Annotated in this window: 14 protein-coding genes; 3 read left to right on the forward strand and 11 right to left on the reverse strand. The window is 45.6% G+C overall.

What is annotated here, in order from left to right; genetic code table 11:
* From C161_RS18655 to C161_RS18685, 7 genes are all read right to left on the reverse strand, one after another.
* Nucleotides 1–1,669 (reverse strand): dynamin family protein (locus C161_RS18655; protein WP_200869430.1); only part of this gene is annotated, 1,669 nt, incomplete at its 3' end.
* Nucleotides 1,670–1,977: 308 nt separating this feature from the next.
* The gene (locus C161_RS18660; RefSeq protein ID WP_017687779.1) at nucleotides 1,978–2,250 is read right to left on the reverse strand and encodes a hypothetical protein; all 273 of its coding nucleotides are present in this window, start codon (nucleotides 2,248–2,250) and stop codon (nucleotides 1,978–1,980) included.
* A gap of 23 nt (nucleotides 2,251–2,273) precedes the next feature.
* Nucleotides 2,274–2,969, reverse strand: coding sequence for an endonuclease III (gene nth / locus C161_RS18665; RefSeq protein WP_036607558.1), 696 nt, complete (start codon nucleotides 2,967–2,969; stop codon nucleotides 2,274–2,276).
* A gap of 163 nt (nucleotides 2,970–3,132) precedes the next feature.
* Entirely contained in the window at nucleotides 3,133–5,871 is a 2,739-nt protein-coding gene (locus C161_RS18670; protein WP_036671955.1) for an S-layer homology domain-containing protein, read from the reverse strand.
* A gap of 72 nt (nucleotides 5,872–5,943) precedes the next feature.
* Nucleotides 5,944–6,624, reverse strand: coding sequence for a GerMN domain-containing protein (locus tag C161_RS18675; protein WP_036671957.1), 681 nt, complete (start codon nucleotides 6,622–6,624; stop codon nucleotides 5,944–5,946).
* Nucleotides 6,625–6,659: 35 nt separating this feature from the next.
* Nucleotides 6,660–8,069, reverse strand: coding sequence for an N-acetylmuramoyl-L-alanine amidase family protein (locus tag C161_RS18680; protein ID WP_036671959.1), 1,410 nt, complete (start codon nucleotides 8,067–8,069; stop codon nucleotides 6,660–6,662).
* Between the two features lie 258 nt (nucleotides 8,070–8,327).
* On the reverse strand, nucleotides 8,328–9,734 hold the full coding sequence (locus C161_RS18685; protein ID WP_036671961.1) for an N-acetylmuramoyl-L-alanine amidase family protein: 1,407 nt from the start codon (nucleotides 9,732–9,734) through the stop codon (nucleotides 8,328–8,330).
* Between the two features lie 276 nt (nucleotides 9,735–10,010).
* On the opposite strand from C161_RS18685, the gene C161_RS18690 reads away from it, so the two are divergent.
* The 3 genes from C161_RS18690 to C161_RS18700 are packed head-to-tail and all read left to right on the forward strand — an operon-like array spanning nucleotide 10,011 to nucleotide 13,291.
* On the forward strand, nucleotides 10,011–10,685 hold the full coding sequence (locus C161_RS18690) for a response regulator transcription factor (RefSeq protein ID WP_036607568.1): 675 nt from the start codon (nucleotides 10,011–10,013) through the stop codon (nucleotides 10,683–10,685).
* Nucleotides 10,686–10,729: 44 nt separating this feature from the next.
* Nucleotides 10,730–11,767: a HAMP domain-containing sensor histidine kinase gene (locus C161_RS18695; protein WP_235193859.1), complete on the forward strand. Its 1,038-nt coding sequence runs from the start codon at nucleotides 10,730–10,732 to the stop codon at nucleotides 11,765–11,767.
* 51 nt (nucleotides 11,768–11,818) lie between these two features.
* Nucleotides 11,819–13,291: a serine hydrolase domain-containing protein gene (locus tag C161_RS18700; protein WP_051449810.1), complete on the forward strand. Its 1,473-nt coding sequence runs from the start codon at nucleotides 11,819–11,821 to the stop codon at nucleotides 13,289–13,291.
* Between the two features lie 195 nt (nucleotides 13,292–13,486).
* Here C161_RS18700 and leuD read toward each other — a convergent pair whose 3' ends face one another.
* The 4 genes from leuD to licT form a co-directional block, all read right to left on the reverse strand.
* Nucleotides 13,487–14,089, reverse strand: a complete 603-nt coding sequence (leuD, locus tag C161_RS18705; RefSeq protein ID WP_036607574.1) for a 3-isopropylmalate dehydratase small subunit — start codon at nucleotides 14,087–14,089, stop codon at nucleotides 13,487–13,489.
* Between the two features lie 31 nt (nucleotides 14,090–14,120).
* Nucleotides 14,121–15,542, reverse strand: a complete 1,422-nt coding sequence (gene leuC / locus C161_RS18710; RefSeq protein WP_036671965.1) for a 3-isopropylmalate dehydratase large subunit — start codon at nucleotides 15,540–15,542, stop codon at nucleotides 14,121–14,123.
* 372 nt (nucleotides 15,543–15,914) lie between these two features.
* Nucleotides 15,915–17,372, reverse strand: a complete 1,458-nt coding sequence (locus C161_RS18715) for a glycoside hydrolase family 1 protein (protein WP_036671967.1) — start codon at nucleotides 17,370–17,372, stop codon at nucleotides 15,915–15,917.
* 45 nt (nucleotides 17,373–17,417) lie between these two features.
* On the reverse strand, nucleotides 17,418–18,257 hold the full coding sequence (licT, locus tag C161_RS18720) for a BglG family transcription antiterminator LicT (RefSeq protein ID WP_036671969.1): 840 nt from the start codon (nucleotides 18,255–18,257) through the stop codon (nucleotides 17,418–17,420).
* Nucleotides 18,258–18,260: the final 3 nt, after the last annotated feature.

The raw sequence follows: 18,260 nt of genomic DNA on the forward strand, positions 1-18,260 counted from the left end.
CAGGCACCGCGGGCACGTGCGGGCCCTTCACCTCCGGCAATAGCCCGGAGGGGAGGGGGCCCGCATCGGGCAGCAGGCTGCGCAGCCCTGCTGCCTCTGCGGCGGCGCTGCGCTGGAGCGCCGTGTAGCGCGCCGCCGCCGCGGACTGCGCCAGCAGCGCTGCGCGGCTGGCGTCCAGCGCCTGAAGCGCGGCTTCGCCTCGCGCTGCCAGCGCCTCCAGCATGCGGTCGACCAGCATCATGGCCGACCTGCGATAGCGGGCCTCAATCTCGCCCCGCACATCTTTGCTGAACTGAATCACATACTCTGGAGATACCTCTGCACTGGCACTGCGTTTCATCTCCAATAGTGCTTCATCTACAGCTGGCAGCTCCGTATTAAGCGCTTGCTCCCACTCCGCTCCCCATAGCTGATGGGATTCACCCAGCTGTCTAAGCATTGTACGAATATGTACCTCAACTTGTCCGGAAGCCTGATCCTGCAATAACCGCACCAGTTCAGTAGCACGACGTTGTTTCTCCTGCTCGGTTTTGCCACCTGAGAACAATAAACCCACCCGGAAGCCCGGTTTGCGGCTCTCCAAATAGGCGGCAGCCGACGTACGAATATCCGCAGGAGTAAGATTTGCATTTGCCAGAAGAGGTTCCAGCTCTGCCCGGAATTTCTCACGCACTCGCGAAGGCCCGGTACGAATGTCTGCTGCTTGTTGATCGAGAAGCTCCAGCTCTCGTTCCAAGCGTTCAATTCCTTCCTTGCCACCAATCTCATCCAGCAGGGAATTCTCTTCGTCTTCACGTTTCTCGGCTTCTCTCGTCAAGTGTTGCTCCGTTACATGACTGGCCGAACTTGCCAAACTGTGCGTAATTAACGCTTCCTTCTCTTGCATCATGTGTCCAATGAGTTCCGGAAGCACATCCCACTGGTTGTAGCGATGCTGCTTGTCGCGGAGGGAAGTAAACAACAGTCCGTCATATCTGACTTCCCAGGCCGCAAATATAGCTTCGACACCTTCGGTATATTGGTCAAAAGAGAGCTCACGCTCCCGATGCTTGTCGATCTGGTTCACGATCAAAAACAACGGTTTGCCCCAATCCGACAGACTCTTGGCAAATGAAAGGTTGGTCTCGGACTGAACATGGTTATAGTCCATGACATAGAACACCACATCCGCCAGATGGAGCGCTGAATGGGTTGCGAGACTATGTCCGCGATCTGTTGAATCCACACCTGGTGTATCCAGCAGGACAGCATCATCTTTCAGCAGAGGAATATCATCCCATACCTCAATTGAGCTGTAAGCTCCACCATTTTTGCAATACGCCTCCAATTCCTCTGGAGAAACTTCAAGTGTTCCTGTTCCATTGTCAGCGCTTACGTTTGGAGTAGTATAAATAAGCGCTCTTGGCTTACCATTACGTATGGATACCACATTTGCACTTGTTGGCACGGGACTTGAAGGCAACACCCGCTTACCGCATAAACTGTTGATGAGACTCGATTTTCCTGCAGAGAAATGACCACAGAACGCAATCGTCAGATGTTTCATTTCCGCCTTGCTGATTAAATCCGTTATAGCCTGTACAGCTGTATGGTCCCCTGTCTGCTCCATCGCTTCACGCAGCGGAAGCAGAGGTTTGGCCATTTCTTTTGGGTAATCTGTTCTGGACATGACTGGCCTTCCCCCTGGCTCCTCTAATTTGACATCCGTTTCGACGTCTATCTCTTTTACAACATTTATTTTAACATTATCAAGTTTGAATTTGAACGGTTGGAATTGAATATACATAAATGGACGTATAAGTTCTATAATCTAAAAAAAATAAAACCGAACAAGTCGGTTTTATCTGTAATACGTTTTATACTCGGTATTTAGCAAATGCTTACGCCAAGTGTCTGTTGCATGAATGCGATGTGATCACCTTAACCACAACGATCCTCATGACATTAATACAACAGAAACAATAGTGTAACCACTTCTTATGAAACTGCGTTCTCCATGGAAGGCAGCAAGATTTCAAATACTTGTCCATGTTGCAGAATTGTAATGTCTCTGCCTTTGTCTCTCATAACAACAACTTCTGGTTTAACGGACATACGCTCCAGATAATGTTCAGGCACGTCGCCAGAGTGGCTTACTGTGATGCCTTCTACTTCTTTTTCTTCATTTTCAGCCATTTCCTGTTCAACGATTTGTTCAAAGATATCGGAGAAGGCCTCAAAATTGTCAGTGTACACGGAAATGCATTTCATGATTATTCATCCTTTTCTGCTCATTAATTTATTTTTCGTTTTCGGGTGGTGACACGTTCCTTATCTTTCCTGATTTGGGACGTTTTCATACGTTTTTTCCCTTCCCTGCATATGTCCAGCAATGGACAGATATGACACGCAGGGTTCTGTGCCTTGCAATGGTAGCGTCCAAAAAATATAAACCGGTGGTGAGTTAAAGTCCACTCGTCCCGGGGTACGCGCTTCATTAGTTTCTTTTCGACTTCAAGTACGGAGTCATCCCAACCTGCAAGCGCCAGCCGCTTGGATACACGTTCAACATGAGTATCTACCGCAATTGCCGGTACTCCAAACGCATTGGAAACAACTACATTCGCGGTTTTCCGCCCGACACCTGGTAGCGTCACAAGCTGATCATGTTCCTGCGGTACATCACCGCCATACTGCTCTATTAAAATTCGGCACATGTTCTGAATATGCTTGGCCTTGTTCCGGTACAAACCGATTCGCCGAATATCCTGTTCCAACTCTTCGAGAGGAACTGCCAGATAATCTGCTGGGCTTCTGTACTTCTGGAACAGATCTGCGGTTACCTTGTTCACCGTTTCATCGGTGCACTGGGCAGACAAAAGGACAGCTACCGTCAATTCAAATGCATTGCTGTGATTTAATTCGCAATGTGCATCAGGAAACATTGCTTCCATAGTTTCGAGTATATGTCTAACCGTCGCTGCATTCATGAAGAGCTACCTCCCACAAAATGACTCCACTCTGCGGAGCCTTACTTCGAAGCTTCATCCGAGTACTTTGCGGGGACCTCAAAAAGCTTGCAAAAAAAACGTCTTGATGCGGGAAAGATCCCGTATCAAGACGGTCATTCTTTTGATCCTCGAAAAGAAACGATTACTGTTTTTGAATCTCCAGAATAACATTGTTCAGGAGATACAATACAATATTATCATTATCTCTGAGAGATTGCACGCTTAAAGTATTGTCACCCTGGTGAACAAATACACTTGATCCGAGTGCAAAACGATAGTTTGTGTCTGCTGTCGTTTCCCGTTTAACCAAAATCTGGTTACCCACGCCATCATAAGACCAGAATTGTTTGCTCATGACAGTTAGTACTCTGAAGCGTGTGGAATTATCCGTATCTTTTGTCATTTCCACACGATCTCCGACCGTAAGACTAGTCAGTGAAGTTAATGTGGAGCCAGATTTTACGACTTTAACAGAACCGCTAACAGGCACGGTTTCAGTCTGGCCGTTAAACTGTTTGAGCGTTACAGATGAAGCATCTACCGCTGTAACTTCAGCCAGCGTACGCTTCACGACTTGAACCGCTTTTGGCGTAGCTCCTTCAAACGTTACATTAATCAGGTTGCCTGCTGTCAGTTGTGAAGGCGTGATCGTCTGACCACTTTCTCCTGTCAGTACGGCTTGATCCACGTAGAACTGACTTGTCAACAGATCGGATTTTACTCGAATACGACTATTTGCTTCCAAGGCAACCACTTCGAATTGAGCCACAGTGTTCAGTGCAACCTTCTGCACTACATCCTGATTTGCTCCAAGCGTTACGGTCACTTTGTCACCAATCTTCAAATCTCCCAGACTTGCGCCCGATTTGTTATAGATCTCAACCGTAGGTGCTGTACTATAAGGCACTGTAATCGTCTGATTACCAGACAACACACTGATTTTTCTGCCCGTTGTGTCAATGTTGCTGATCGTACCTTCATACTTGTAAATCACTTTAACGGACAACGCACGTGTTCCCACATAGGTCAGATCCAATTTGCGACCATCATTTAAAATCGACTCCAGACCAGCGAGTGTAGGTTTCGTCGTATTGTAATCCAGTTTGGTTTTCTCATCCAATGTAAATACAAACGGTTTCTTGTTGTTGTCCAACACGGTAAGTACCTTTGTTTTGCTGTTGTAAGATACAACCGTTACTCCGTTCATAGGTTCCATTTGACGTCCAATCACCTGAATACGCGTTACCTGGTCGTCAGAGTTCAATGTCAACTCCACCTGATCCCCGTTCGTTGCATCCGTGATGAGATCATTCAGCGTTGCATCCTGAATGCCATTGATAATGACTTCTGGCTTTTCAGTCAGCAGTTTCGCCTCAAGGGAACCCCCTTCACGTTTGAACGTTAACGTGGACTGGTTGCCACCGATCTCAACCAATGTTCCTCGCACAGATTGCTCCACACCTTGAGACAATGTGATAGTTTGCAAAACACTGTCCTTTACGGTGTATTTCACGGCACTGCCGGCTTTGAGATCAGCCACTGACATGATACGGTTTTGATATGTGATAAGCAGATTGTCATTGTATGCAAACTGCTCTGTTGCACCCGCTGCATTGACAAGTTTGATCGTTTTGCCAGAAGTGGATACTTCAGCAACTACGCCATTGTCACTCTTGTTAACAATGCCGGATTTCACACGAATAGCGACTGTTTTTTTGTCAGCCGAGAACGTCTCACGCTGAACTTCGATGATGCTATCTGCCGTAATATCGGACAGTTTGATTGCATTACCATTCTGATCGATGAATGCAGTTGCCTCATCATAACTGTACGTTTCGTAATTCTCGCCCACAAAGATACCAATTTTATTACCAGACAATGAACGTGCAAATGTACCTTCAACACTTTCCACCTGCGGTGTAGCATCAACAACTTCCACATAGGAAGCCCCACCTGCAGAACCTACAATCATAACTTTCGTGTACAGCTTCACATCTGTGGCGGAAGCACGAGTTTCACTGTCTTTCGTAAAGTAAGGCGTACTGCTGTTCACTGCGAAGTTAACGGCTTTGCCGTCCACAACCAGCGTGATCTGCCCATCTTTCAATCCTGTCACATAACCCGTGGATGTGTTCGGGTACGTTGTATCCGTTAACGATTCACCACGACTGAAGAAGGTAGCCAGTTGAGCACGGGTTACGGAACCAGTTGGATTGAATTTGTTGCCTTCCACACCTTTGGCCAGATCCAGGCTAACAGCCAGATTGACATAACCTTTACCACTTTCGGAAATACTTGCATTATCAGCAAATCCGGTAGATTGATTGTTTTGTGCCTTCGCTTCAGCATCCTTGTCCAATGAACGGATTAACAATTTCGTAATCCATTCCCGTGAAGCTGGTTTTTGACCCCAGGAGGTCTTGGATACATCCACCGTTGATTCTTCCGTTTTGTCAATCAGTCCCAGTTGAAGTGCCAGCGCGACATATGGCTTGAAATAATTTCCCACTTCCATGTTTGTCGGTAATGCCGCCGCCGTGTCGGTATTCAACTGGCCCTCTTGATTCATAAAACGGATTGCCATCGTTACAGCTTCTTGCTGTGTTACCGCGTCTCCTGGACGGAACAGGCCGTTGTTACCGAGAAGAATACCTTGATATGCCAGTTTGTACACATGTTTCTCAGCCCAGTATCCGACCTTGATGTCACTGAACAAACCAGTTGGTGCAGCCGTATTTGTTATTGCAGCAGTCTGACCCTGCCCCGTTTCTGTTGATTCTGCTGCCATGGCAGCTCCGCCGGCGCTAAGGGCCATCATGCCTGCAAGCACGGCTGATACTACTTTTTTAGAGTGTGATGTATGGTTATATTTAAAAGTCACCTATGATTCCCCTCTCTCATGTAAAACGACCCATATTCCGTGGATTCACGGTACAACAGTATGCTGTACAGCCTATTCGGATCTTGTCATTGGATGTTCAAGATCCACATGGCCCATCAAACTCTCTGTCTGCTGACCATCCACCAGTAAATCAAGTGATTTTACTTCATCAAACTGGAAGAACGTTTGTTTTAGAGCATCCAGCGCATAAGACTCTCCACCTGCTCCAAGACGAGCCGTATCTGGCATATGAATATCCAGCGTAAGAGCTCCATCCTTGAACTGAACAGACTTCAATTCAATTTCTTTAGACCACAGCGGAACCAGTTTAGCGTCTTTGCTCTGTTGCAGTGATTCAAAGGCAGCTTTATATTTGGCATCATCCGATGCGTATGAAATCTCTGCCGAAGCTTTGTGCAACTCCAGTTCTTCTTCATCCGTATAGAATACAGTGATTGTTTTCTTTTCATTACTTTCGGAAGTTGCCGGCTTCTCCGTAGACGTTTCGCTTGGCGGAGTAGTTGTAGTCGCTTCCTCTGAGCTGCCTTCCTCCGTGGATTCTGTAGGCGTTGTATTCTCTTCAGGCTCAGCAGTTACCGGTTCGGTAATTGTTTCACCTTCAACCTCGGTTACATTGTTTTCAGTTCCTGCGCCTTGCGTCTGATTCGGAGCAGCTGTTGGCTTGCTTCCACATCCAGCAGCAACTGCCATAACCGTTACCAGCAAGGCTGCAATCCATATTTTCTTGTTCATTCTAACTCCGCCTCCTCAACATAAGGGCTTGTCCCTTATTTAATTCCCAGATACTCCTTGATTCCTGCAACAATCCCTTTGGCAACACTTTTCTGGAAACTCTCAGTGAACAGGGCTGCTTCGTCACTCTTATTGCTAAGGAATCCACCTTCCAGCAGAACTGCTGGCATTGTCGTTTCACGGGTCACATGGAGACTTGCCGTTTTCACTCCACGATCTTTCAGTCCGGAAGACTGTAAAAGATACTTGTGCATCACTGTAGCAAGTGCTTTGCTGTTGGAGCGTGTATAGAATGTCTCTACACCGTTCGCAGCAGCAGGGCCACTGTTAGCATGAATGGAGATGAAAATATCCGCTTTTATGTCTTGTGCAATCTTCACACGTTCTTTCAATGCCAAAAATGTATCATCGCTGCGCGTTAACACAACGTCAATTTTGGATTCTTTTTTCAACAAGGCCTCCACTTTCAGAGCCATTGCCAGATTGAAGTCTTTTTCACGTTTACCAGTTACACCGATTGCCCCAGGATCCTGATCTCCGTGACCTGCATCGATAACGACAACTTTTTTGCCATTATTACCAACTGGAGGAGCAGGTGTACCACTTTGATTGTCGAGGTTAATCATAACCAGTCCGGAATCATTTTGCACACTGTACCCTTTTGAACTGGACAGATCGATTACAAAACGAATTGTAGATGGACTGTTGCTGTATAACGAGTAACGAATCTTCGACACATCCGGATAACCGCTAACGACGAGTTGTCCATTCTGGTTGCTGTCTAGAGCCTGTCCTTCACTGAACGAATCAGCAAATGCGGTATTCGGCAAGTCTATAACGATTCGATCTGGTCCTGTCATCGTGAAGACGTTCGGCTTCGTACTTCCGCTTGTTGCAATCATGAAGCGGTTGTCGCTGAAGCTGATGCCGTTCACCAGTACAAGACCTTCTTGATCCGATCCTCCGCCTTCATTGCCAGAGTTCGGAGGTGTGGTTGTCCCGTTTCCGGAACCTGAATTCTGGGTAACTAATGTTACCGTCTTCGTGGTATTGTTCCAACCCACCTTAAGACCCATTTCCTCACCAATAAATCGGAGAGGTACGAGCGTAGTACCATTTTTCACGAGTGGCGGGGCATCCAAGTTTACGTTACTGCCGTTCACCGTTGCCGTCTTCTGTCCAACAATCATCTGCATGGCAGTGTTGTCTTTGCTAATAGTCACTGTTTGAGTTTGCTGCTTCCACTCCACGCTATATCCAAGATTTTCGGACACAACCCGGATCGGAACCATCACCTTGCTGTTGATAATTTCCGCTTTTGTATCCGATGGCTGTACGATTTCTTTACCGTCTAGGATAATTTTCGTGTCTGTTGCTGCGTGACTATAGCCCGGGAATACGAGCCCAAAGACAAATAACAGTACCAAAAAACCGAACTTCTTCATCCTTCACCCCTACCATTCTCATATTTTTTTGCCGCATGTTGTCATTTTCCAACTCCGACTGACCGCTTGGGCATTACCAGACACCTATTAGACGCCCCTCGCTCTCAAAAGTTGCGAATATATTCCAACATAACAGAAAAAAAACGTTGTCAGATCAAGCTTTTTTTACATTTTAATGTCTTCTTTTTTCCTTATTTATCAAATATACATCTCTAAACAACGTAATACCCTAACCTTCATATTTGCGCACAATTCAATTTACAGTCCCAAAAATTCAACAATTCCGTCCACAATCGCCTGTGCACATTTGTCCTGGTATTCTTCCGTGAGCATGACTGCTTCATCTGTAGGGTTACTTAGAAAACCAAGTTCAAGTAACACAGCAGGCATGGTTGTTTCACGCGTCACATGCAGACTAGCCGTTTTAACCCCACGATCCTTGAGTCCTGTTACCGGTAACACATATTTGTGAAGAGTGTCAGCCAAAGTTTTGCTTTCTTTACGACTGTAGAGCGTTTCAATGCCGTTTGGTACCGGTGTAGTGAATTTGTTTCCATGAATGGATACAAAAACATCTGCCTGATTCAATTCTGCAATATCCACACGCTGTTTGAGCGAAAGTTCTGTATCATCCTGGCGTGTAATGACCGTTTGAATATTTGGGTATTTTTGAAGGGTTGCCTGTACCTTCAGTCCTACAGCCAGATTGAAATCCTTCTCATAAGCTCCTGACAAACTCACTGCACCCGATTGACGACCACCATGTCCCGGATCAATGACCACAATCGTTTTGCCATCATTGGTAGGTACTGCCGGTTGGCTTGTCGGTTCTCCACTCGTGGCTGTCAGGTCAACGAGCAAGACATTGTTATCTCCAACAGACCATTTGGCTGTAGCCGTCTGATTCAGATCCAGAACGACACGCACGGTAGAAGGCGATTTACTGAACATGGCATACCGAACTTTGGAAACTATGGATGAATCCGTAACGAGAATCTGTCCACTCCCATCCGGGTTAGAGGCTTGTCCCTGAATGAATTCCTCAGAAAATGTCGCTGAAGGCAGATCAACAATAATTCGGTCTGGCCCACCAATACTGGATACTTTGGGGCGAATATTACCGTTTGTTGCTACAATCAAGCGATCTCCGCTGAAGCTGATGCCTTGAAGCTCTGTCAAACCATCCGGGACAGGTGCCTCGACGGGGTCACTGTCACCTTCCGTTTCAACTACGGGAGGAATACTAAATAGGCTTACTGTCTTGGTTCCATTGTCCCAGCCAACACGCAGACCCATGCCTTCCCCAACAAAGCGTAACGGAACAAGCGTAGTTCCCTGTTTGATCAGTGGGGGCGAATCCAAGTTCACCACGTTTCCATTCACTGTAGCTGCATCTTTGCCAGCCGTCATTTGAATCATGCTGTTTCCTTTTTGAACCTGGACTGACTGAGTTTCCTTCTCCCACTTCACCTTATAACCCAGGTTCTCGGATACAATTCGAATTGGAACCATGACCGTTTTCCCAATATTCTCTGCAGGTGCACCCGTCTGCTGGTTAATGGTTACACCGTCGAGTACAATCGAGGGCGTGGTGTCTGCATGGGCCATGATTGGGAATAAACATAGGAACAGAAGAAAAACGACTGCTGCCGACCATTTTTTCATACCTCATCCACCATTCTTTTTGTCTTTTGAACATCCGACCTGATTCTCTGCAGCGTAACATCAATGACAATATGTAACCTTCCATAATCTACTAATCAGTTTATCAGATATTGTCTGATCATCCGGTTACAACGTTGTCATATTTAGTCGGAAACTGAGTAGCAAAAAGGTTACTTTCTCCATTCGTCCAGTACCCGAAATTATATGAAAATTACATTTCTTATCCATTTTTGCTATGCTGAGTTCAAATACTTGAATACAGGAGACTGAGCCTTGATGCCTAAAATACTGATCGTGGACGATGAAGCAGATCTTCGAAAGCTACTGACTGATTATTTTGAAATTAACGGTTATTCCGTGATGACGGCCAAGGACAGCCGTGAAGCGCTGCGGAAAGTGGAAAAACAACCCGATCTCGTTTTGTTAGATATCAACATGCCTGAACAGAACGGCCTTCAATTATGTGAAAAAATTCGCGACTTTGTCTCTTGCCCGATCTTATTCTTAACGGCTCGAATCGAAGATGCTGATAAAATAGCGGGATTTCGTGCCGGAGGCGATGACTATATCCTGAAACCTTTCAGCATTCGCGAGTTGGGCGCCAGGGTCGAAGCACATATACGCAGGGAACAACGAATCCAAACTAAATCTTCGGTAAGGTTTAACAATGAATTGGTCATTGATTATACGGCCAGAGAGCTCTACTACCTGGATAAACGAATTTCACTGCCCAAAAAAGAGTTTGATATTGTCGAATTGCTGTCCACGCATCCTGATATGGTGTTTGGAAAGGAACGCATATACGAAAAGATTTGGGGCATGGACGAGCAAGGTGACAGTAATGTCATCGCAGAGCATATCCGGCGAATTCGCTACAAATTAAAGGAATACGGCTGTGATAATCAAATCGAGACCGTTTGGGGAGTAGGGTACAAATGGCCAAGTTCATGACTAGACTCCTGTTTTTAAAGCGATTGTCCTTGCTACAATCTTTTATGCTGTTGTGTGTGGTCACACTCATTGCCGTGCTTGCCGTTATAACTTTGGAGTTTGCTTGGGCGGAGAACCTGCGGCTGCGTTTCGGAGAAACGGATTGGGTGATGCCCTCCCTCGTCACGGCGGTTCTGCTCACCGTAGCGACTGGTATTGTCACCATGGCCGTTCTATTTTACAGATGGAAGCTAAAACGTCCGCTGGAGCTATTAAAACGAGCATCCAAGAACATTTCGGCCAACGATCTAGACTTCAGCATTTCCTATGACAGCCAGGATGAGATGGGCGAGCTGATCACGCTATTTGAAAACATGCGCTCACAATTGGAAAAAAACCTTAAGACACTTTGGCGTTCGGTTGAAGAGCGCAAGCAGATCAATGCTATTTTTGCCCATGATCTGAGAACACCCCTGTCCGTGTTAAAAGGAAACGCCGAGCTTCTCTCCACCTATCTTCCTGAGAAGAAGTTGTCGGAAGAAAAGGTGCTGGACTTGATCCATACTATGAACCTTCACATCTTGCGTCTGGAGAGTTATGCAGAGGCCATGAACTCCATTCAGAGGCTGGAGGATGTGCCGTTGAACTTCCAATCGATGGATACGATCTCATTGACGGCTTTGCTGGATGGCAGCGCTGAACAAATCGCGAAACAGTTCGGTATACGTTTCGTCTCATCCGTGGAATATGATAATGCCTCAGTACATGTAGATCCCTATCTCGTCATGCAGATTTTCGAGAATATAGTGGCTAATGGGGCGAGATACGCAGCCAGTCAAGTGAACGTCCAATATGACGTTCAGGGAGGCATTATGAAGATTACCGTCTCAGAGGACGGTCCTGGTTTCTCTGACGAAGCCCTGAGTAAGGCTATACTCCCTTTTTACCGAGGCGAAGTATGGGATGCGAGCGAACATCGCGGGCTGGGCCTTTACGTTTGCAAGGTGTTTTGCGAAAAACATGAAGGTAGTCTTCAGATTGCAAACGGTCCTAACGGAGGTGGAAGCGTCACGGCAAGTATTGGGACCCAAGTTGATAAATAGTTGAAAATGATCTGATAACATCTCCTTATCTTGAATTTAAGGAGTGTTATCATGCTAAAACTGAAAAAAAGAATGTATATCACAATTAGCTGTTTGTTGTTATGTACCGCGTGGGCGTCCCCGTTATCCGCCAATGAAGCCAGAGACAGGACAGAAGTTCTGCAGGAGATCGATGAATATATGAATCGGAGCATGAAGGCCAATTACATTAAGGCTGCTTCACTGGCGATTGCCAATAACGATGAGGTCTTTTACGCAAAAGGCTACGGGACATTTGCGGACGGCCAGAAGGTTACGGGCAACACCCCTTTTCCCATTGCTTCACTAAGCAAGTCCTTTACTGCATTGGCTGTTCTGCAGCTGGTGGACAAAAGTCGGATCGACTTGGATGCTACTTACGCTTCCTATTTTCCAGAGCTTTCTCCACAGGACCCCCGCGTTCTTGACATCACGGTCCGTCATTTACTGAATCAGACGAGTGGTCTTAATGACAAGATTAATCCCGATATGACAAAGACTCCGCAATTCCAATCACTGGCTGAAGCGAACCAATTATTAAACACAGTTCAACTTGCTCATATCCCCGGAACTGCCTACAGCTATCATAATCCCAATTACGTGCTGCTGGCGAACCTCGTGGAAAGTGTTAGCGGAGAGCGCTTTTCGGATTATCTGAAAAAACATATTTTTGAACCGCTAGGAATGAACCATACCTTCAGTGTCAGTACAACGCAGCAATTCTATGAGAATAATACTATCCCGCTAGGACATTACCTGAGCTTGGGACGCGCTATAAGTCAATCCGAACCGCTTTGGTTCATTGAGGGCCCCGCCGGTATCGTTTCAACCGCAGAGGACATGTCCCTATGGATGCTTTCCCAATATAATGGCCGCCTCGTTTCCCCTGTGCTGATGAAACAGTATCATGCCTCAGGAGCGATCGGTCCGTACGGCATGGGCTGGCTTGCAAACCAAGATGCGTCTAACGGCCAAACGATCTCCCACAGCGGCATTTTCTGGACCTACAAGTCCGAAGAACAGGTTTATTTGAACGAGCAAATGGGCATTGCCGTAATGTTTAATTCTGGTATAAACGCTTATGTGAATTACTCGGCATTTATTGATGGAATAGCGGATATTATGAGGGGGCAGGAACCCCAAACCTCTTTTGTAAACGGTCGGAATATGGAAACGATCATGATTGCGCTGATCATCGCTACGCTTGCATGGGGCATCTACGGCTATTCTCGCATACTTCGGAACAACCACCGCCTAACGATCAGCAAATTGATTATGATCACGGTCGGTAGACTGATCCCGGTTCTAATTCTCTTATCTCTGTCCCCCTTGGTTACGTTTATCGGCGGAGGACGTGTGCTGCCTTGGTTTGGCATCTGGACTACGCTATCAACTCCAATCATATGGCTTATGGTATGGTCACTTGTGAATTTCGTGCATTTGGCTTGTTATATCTATGTCTATTTTCTGAATACAAAAAACGACCCATTGGAGCTACCTCAGTAATCGATTTTTAGGTTCTCTATTTAGTCGGCTGTTATTGTATCTGTTGAAGTATTCGGCCAAGAAAATTCAGGAGTTCTATGTATAGCTACTTATCAAGCTAATTTAGCTCTGAAATTACAAAAAGCTTCTGTCTCACCGATGGGAACAAGGTCCCTTTGGCGAGCAGAAGCTTTCTGTTATGCAATACTTTAACGATTAACCGAACAGTTTTGCCGCGTGGCGTTGTTCGTAAGCAGCGATTTCATCATCATGTTGAAGAGTCAGACCGATATCATCCAATCCTTGCAACAGGAATTGACGACGGTGCTCATCCAGATCAAAATCGATATGCAGTCCGTATGCATCAGTAATCGTTTTGTTTTCCAGATTTACATTCATCTCATAGCCTTCATGTGTCGCTGTACGTTGGAACAAGTCTTCAACTTGCTCTTCTGACAACTTGATTGGCAAGATTCCGTTCTTAAAGCAGTTATTATAGAAGATGTCTGCATAAGATGGAGCGATGACACAACGGAATCCATAGTCCAAAATCGCCCATGGCGCATGCTCACGGGATGATCCACAGCCAAAATTGGCACGTGAGATCAGGATGGATGCCCCTTCATAACGAGGTTTGTTCATTTCGAAGGAAGCATTATTGTTGCCCTCTTCATCAAAACGCCATTCATAGAACAAAAATTGTCCAAATCCGGTACGTTCAATCCGTTTCAGGAACTGTTTCGGAATGATTGCGTCTGTATCTACATTGACCCGGTCTACCGGTGCAACAATGCCTTGTAATGTTTTGAATTCTTCCATATTAAACGTTCTCCCTTCTGTCTGTTATAGATTAGATCGCTGCTTCTGTTTTGAAATTCCAGTCCCGTACGTCCACAAAGTGGCCCTTAACCGCTGCTGCTGCTGCCATTGCCGGAGATACCAGATGCGTACGTCCTCCGCGTCCTTGGCGTCCTTCAAAGTTACGGTTGGACGTCGAAGCACAACGTTGACCTGGCTTCAATACATCCGGGTTCATCGCCAGACACATACTGCATCCCGCATCACGCCATTCAAATCCGGCTTCCGTAAAGATTTTATCCAAACCTTCTTGTTCAGCCTGAATTTTAACACGTCCTGAGCCTGGTACAACAATTGCTGTAACCTGACTGGATACCGTGTGACCTTTAGCCACTTGTGCTGCTGCACGCAGATCTTCGATCCGACCATTGGTGCAAGAACCGATAAATACATAATCAATTGGAATCTCGGCGATTGGTGTTCCCGGTTCAAGTCCCATATATTCAAGCGCTTTTTCAGCCGCTTTACGTTCGTTTTCTGTAGGCAATTCAGCCGGAACAGGAACTTTCGAAGAAATGTCGGTTCCCATGCCAGGGCTTGTTCCCCAAGTTACTTGCGGAATCAATGTCTCCACATCGATTTCAACCATATGGTCGAACTCGGCACCTTCATCGGTTACAAGTTGTTTCCAACCCTCTACAGCTTCATCAAACTTCGCATCCGCTGGTACGTATTCACGTCCACGCAGATATTCAAATGTTGTTTCATCCGGAGCGATCAATCCTGCTCTTGCTCCACCTTCGATGGACATGTTGCAGACCGTCATACGCTCTTCCATGCTCAACTCACGAATGGACTCACCTGTGTACTCAATAACATAACCTGTTGCAAAGTCTGTACCGTATTTGGCGATGACTGCGAGGATCATATCTTTTGCGGTTACACCCGGGTTACGTTTGCCGACAAAACGAACTTCCATCGTTTTGGCTTTTGCTTGTTGCAAACATTGAGTTGCCATAACATGCTCAACTTCACTTGTTCCGATTCCGAATGCCAGTGCGCCAAACGCACCGTGTGTGGACGTATGACTGTCACCACATACAATTGTTTTACCCGGGTGAGTCAGACCCAGTTCAGGTCCCATAACGTGTACAACGCCTTGATCAATCGTGTCCAGATCATACAATTTCACGCCGAAATCACGGCAGTTTTGCGAAAGTGTATCAATTTGTTGTTTGGAGATAGGATCTGTAATGTTGAAACGGTCTTTCGTTGGAACGTTGTGGTCCATTGTTGCAAATGTCAGTTCAGGGCGACGAACTTTACGTCCGCTGAGACGAAGACCTTCAAATGCCTGTGGAGAAGTTACTTCGTGCACCAGATGTAGATCGATATACAGAATGCTTGGTTTGCCTTCTTCTTGATGAATTACGTGATTTTCCCAAATTTTCTCAAACATCGTTTTTTTACTCATCATTTTCACCTCATTATAAGTTCGGTCCTTGGAAGAGCCTCTGTTTTCTTTAAAAAGTGAAGCTCTTGAATGACATAAATATATCACCCTGTCCTTCATTGTTCCAAGATATAATATCTATAGATGTAATAGGTTTAACCTATAATGAGAGAAAGACAAATAAACCACTGTTCATCGCAGAGGTTTCAATTGATAACAATTATCATTATCAGATAAGTCTTATACTACGTTCCCGCCTCTGCGCTGTCAATGCTTTTTATCTAGAACATAAAAAAACAGCCCTGAATCCAGAGCTGCTTTCCTAGTTTCTGCTATGAAATGAAAGTTATCATATCAACGCCTTCTATAGAGAGTACTTGTTCAACTACTGTATTACAAACCGTTATTCGCAATCACATCTTTGTACCAATAGAAACTCTTCTTGCGTTTTCTCTCCAGTGTTCCATTGCCGTCATTATCCTGATCTACATAAATAAAGCCATATCGTTTCTCCATCTCTGAAGAAGAATAACTAATCAGATCAATTACTCCCCAACTGGTATAGCCCAGAAGTTCAACACCGTCCAGAATCGCTTCATGCATCTGTTCCATGTGAGAACGGAAGTAATCAATACGATAATCATCCTGAATGCTACCATCAGCTTCAATCGTGTCTACCGCTCCAATCCCATTTTCAACGATGAACAAAGGTACCTCATAACGGCTATACAGTTCATTCAGTGAGATGCGCAGACCTACCGGGTCAATCTGCCAGCCCCAATCATTCGTTTGCAGATACGGGTTCTTCACCCCTCCAGTTGTATTGCCACTCACCTGCTCCAATCGGTCGCCATCCACACTTGATACCAGGGACATATAATAACTGAATGAGATAAAGTCCACAGTGTGTACTTTCAGAATCTCTTCATCCCCCTCAAGCATATCCAGGTTAATCCCTTTTTCGGCAAAAAATCTCTTCGTAAAGTACGGATACGCTCCACGCACCTGTACGTCCGTAAACATAAGATTGAATTGATTATCCCGGGAAGCAACAAGTACGTCTTCGGGATTACATGTATGAGCGTACGTTGTCAGTTTGGTAAGCATACATCCGATCTGGGAACCGGGAATGATCTCATGACAGTATTTCACTGCGAGAGCACTCGCTACAAATTGATGGTGCAACCCCTGATATACGGCCTGCTCCAAATTTTCGAATCGCTCCGGAACAATACCACCACTCGTAAACGGATGACGAACAATGCTGTCAATTTCATTAAATGTAATCCAATACTTCACTTTGTCCTTATAACGGGTGAACACGGTTTTACAAAAGTGAACAAAATACTCGACGACTTTCCGATCCGTCCATCCACCGTGGTGATTCACCAGATACATCGGCATCTCATAATGCGACAACGTAATTAAAGGTTCAATTCCTTGTCTCAGCATGCCATCAATAACGCGGTCATAAAACTGCAAACCGGCTTCATTTGGCTCTGTTTCGTTGCCATTCGGGAAAATTCGGGTCCAAGCAATAGATAAGCGCAACGTTTTGAGACCCATCTCCCCAAACAGGGCCAGATCCTCCTCATAGCGGTGGTAAAAATCAATGCCTCTGCGTTTCGGATATTCTCTGTCCGAGGTAGACTCCATCGCAGTTTTGATCTGTTCTTCATTGATCGCATTATGCTTTTTATACTCACTCTTGGCTACACCTTTTCGATAGATAGCAATGTCGGCTGTAGACAGACCTTTGCCATCCACATTCCACGCTCCTTCTGCCTGATTGGCAGCAATCGCTCCTCCCCATAGAAAATCTTCTGGAAACGTTCTTGTTGTATTGGTCATTGTGTATTCCTCCTTGGATTATCTCTGTAACTCTTTCATTCTTGCTCAATTGCGACTCATGACCCGATTGATATGAATAATCAAATACATCATCTCTTCATTGGAGATCGTATGTTCAAACCGAGCTTCAATATAATCCTTGATTAGCAGTACGCAGGCTTCTTCCTGCGGGTATTTATTCGCGATCTGCTCAAAGAGCTCATGATCCTGCGTGTTTAACGTTTTATGTTCAAAAAGCCGTTGAATGAAAAACTGCAAATGTGTCAAAAAGCGTGAATAGTTGATGCTGTGTGTATCCAGCTCCACGTGATAGTGAATTTTGATAATATTGAGTACATCCTTGACGGTATTAGTCATCATCATGACCTGATTCATATTGTCATCATTCTGCTGCGCATTAACGAGATGAAAGGCAATATTCGCCGCTTCCTCTTCAGGCAGGGAGAGTCCAAGCTGTTTTTGAATGAGAGACAGACCATGCAACCCGATGCTGAACTCCTGCGGATAGAACTTTTTCACTTCCCACAACATTCGGTTCTGGATCGTCATATTGTCCTTGAATCGCTTCATGGCCATATACAGATGATCCGTTAATGCGACATAGAGATGATCACTCAGATGGCGGGACAATGTATGTTTGGCATGGGAGATGATTTCGTCAGCCAGAATCAGATATTCTTTTGGCGTTTCCTTCATCAGGGCGGTGAGATCCGAAGAGATCGTTTCATTTTCAAGGACATAGATCTTCTCGATCTCATCCTCCCCCACGACATCTCCCGGTTTGCTCCTGTAGCCGATGCCCTTTCCCATCACAATAATTTCCTTGTCATCCTCACCACGTCTGGCAAGAACAATGCTCGAATTCAATATTTTTATGACTTCCATATC

The organism is Paenibacillus sp. FSL R5-192, from assembly GCF_000517845.1.
GTDB lineage: Bacteria > Bacillota > Bacilli > Paenibacillales > Paenibacillaceae > Paenibacillus > Paenibacillus amylolyticus.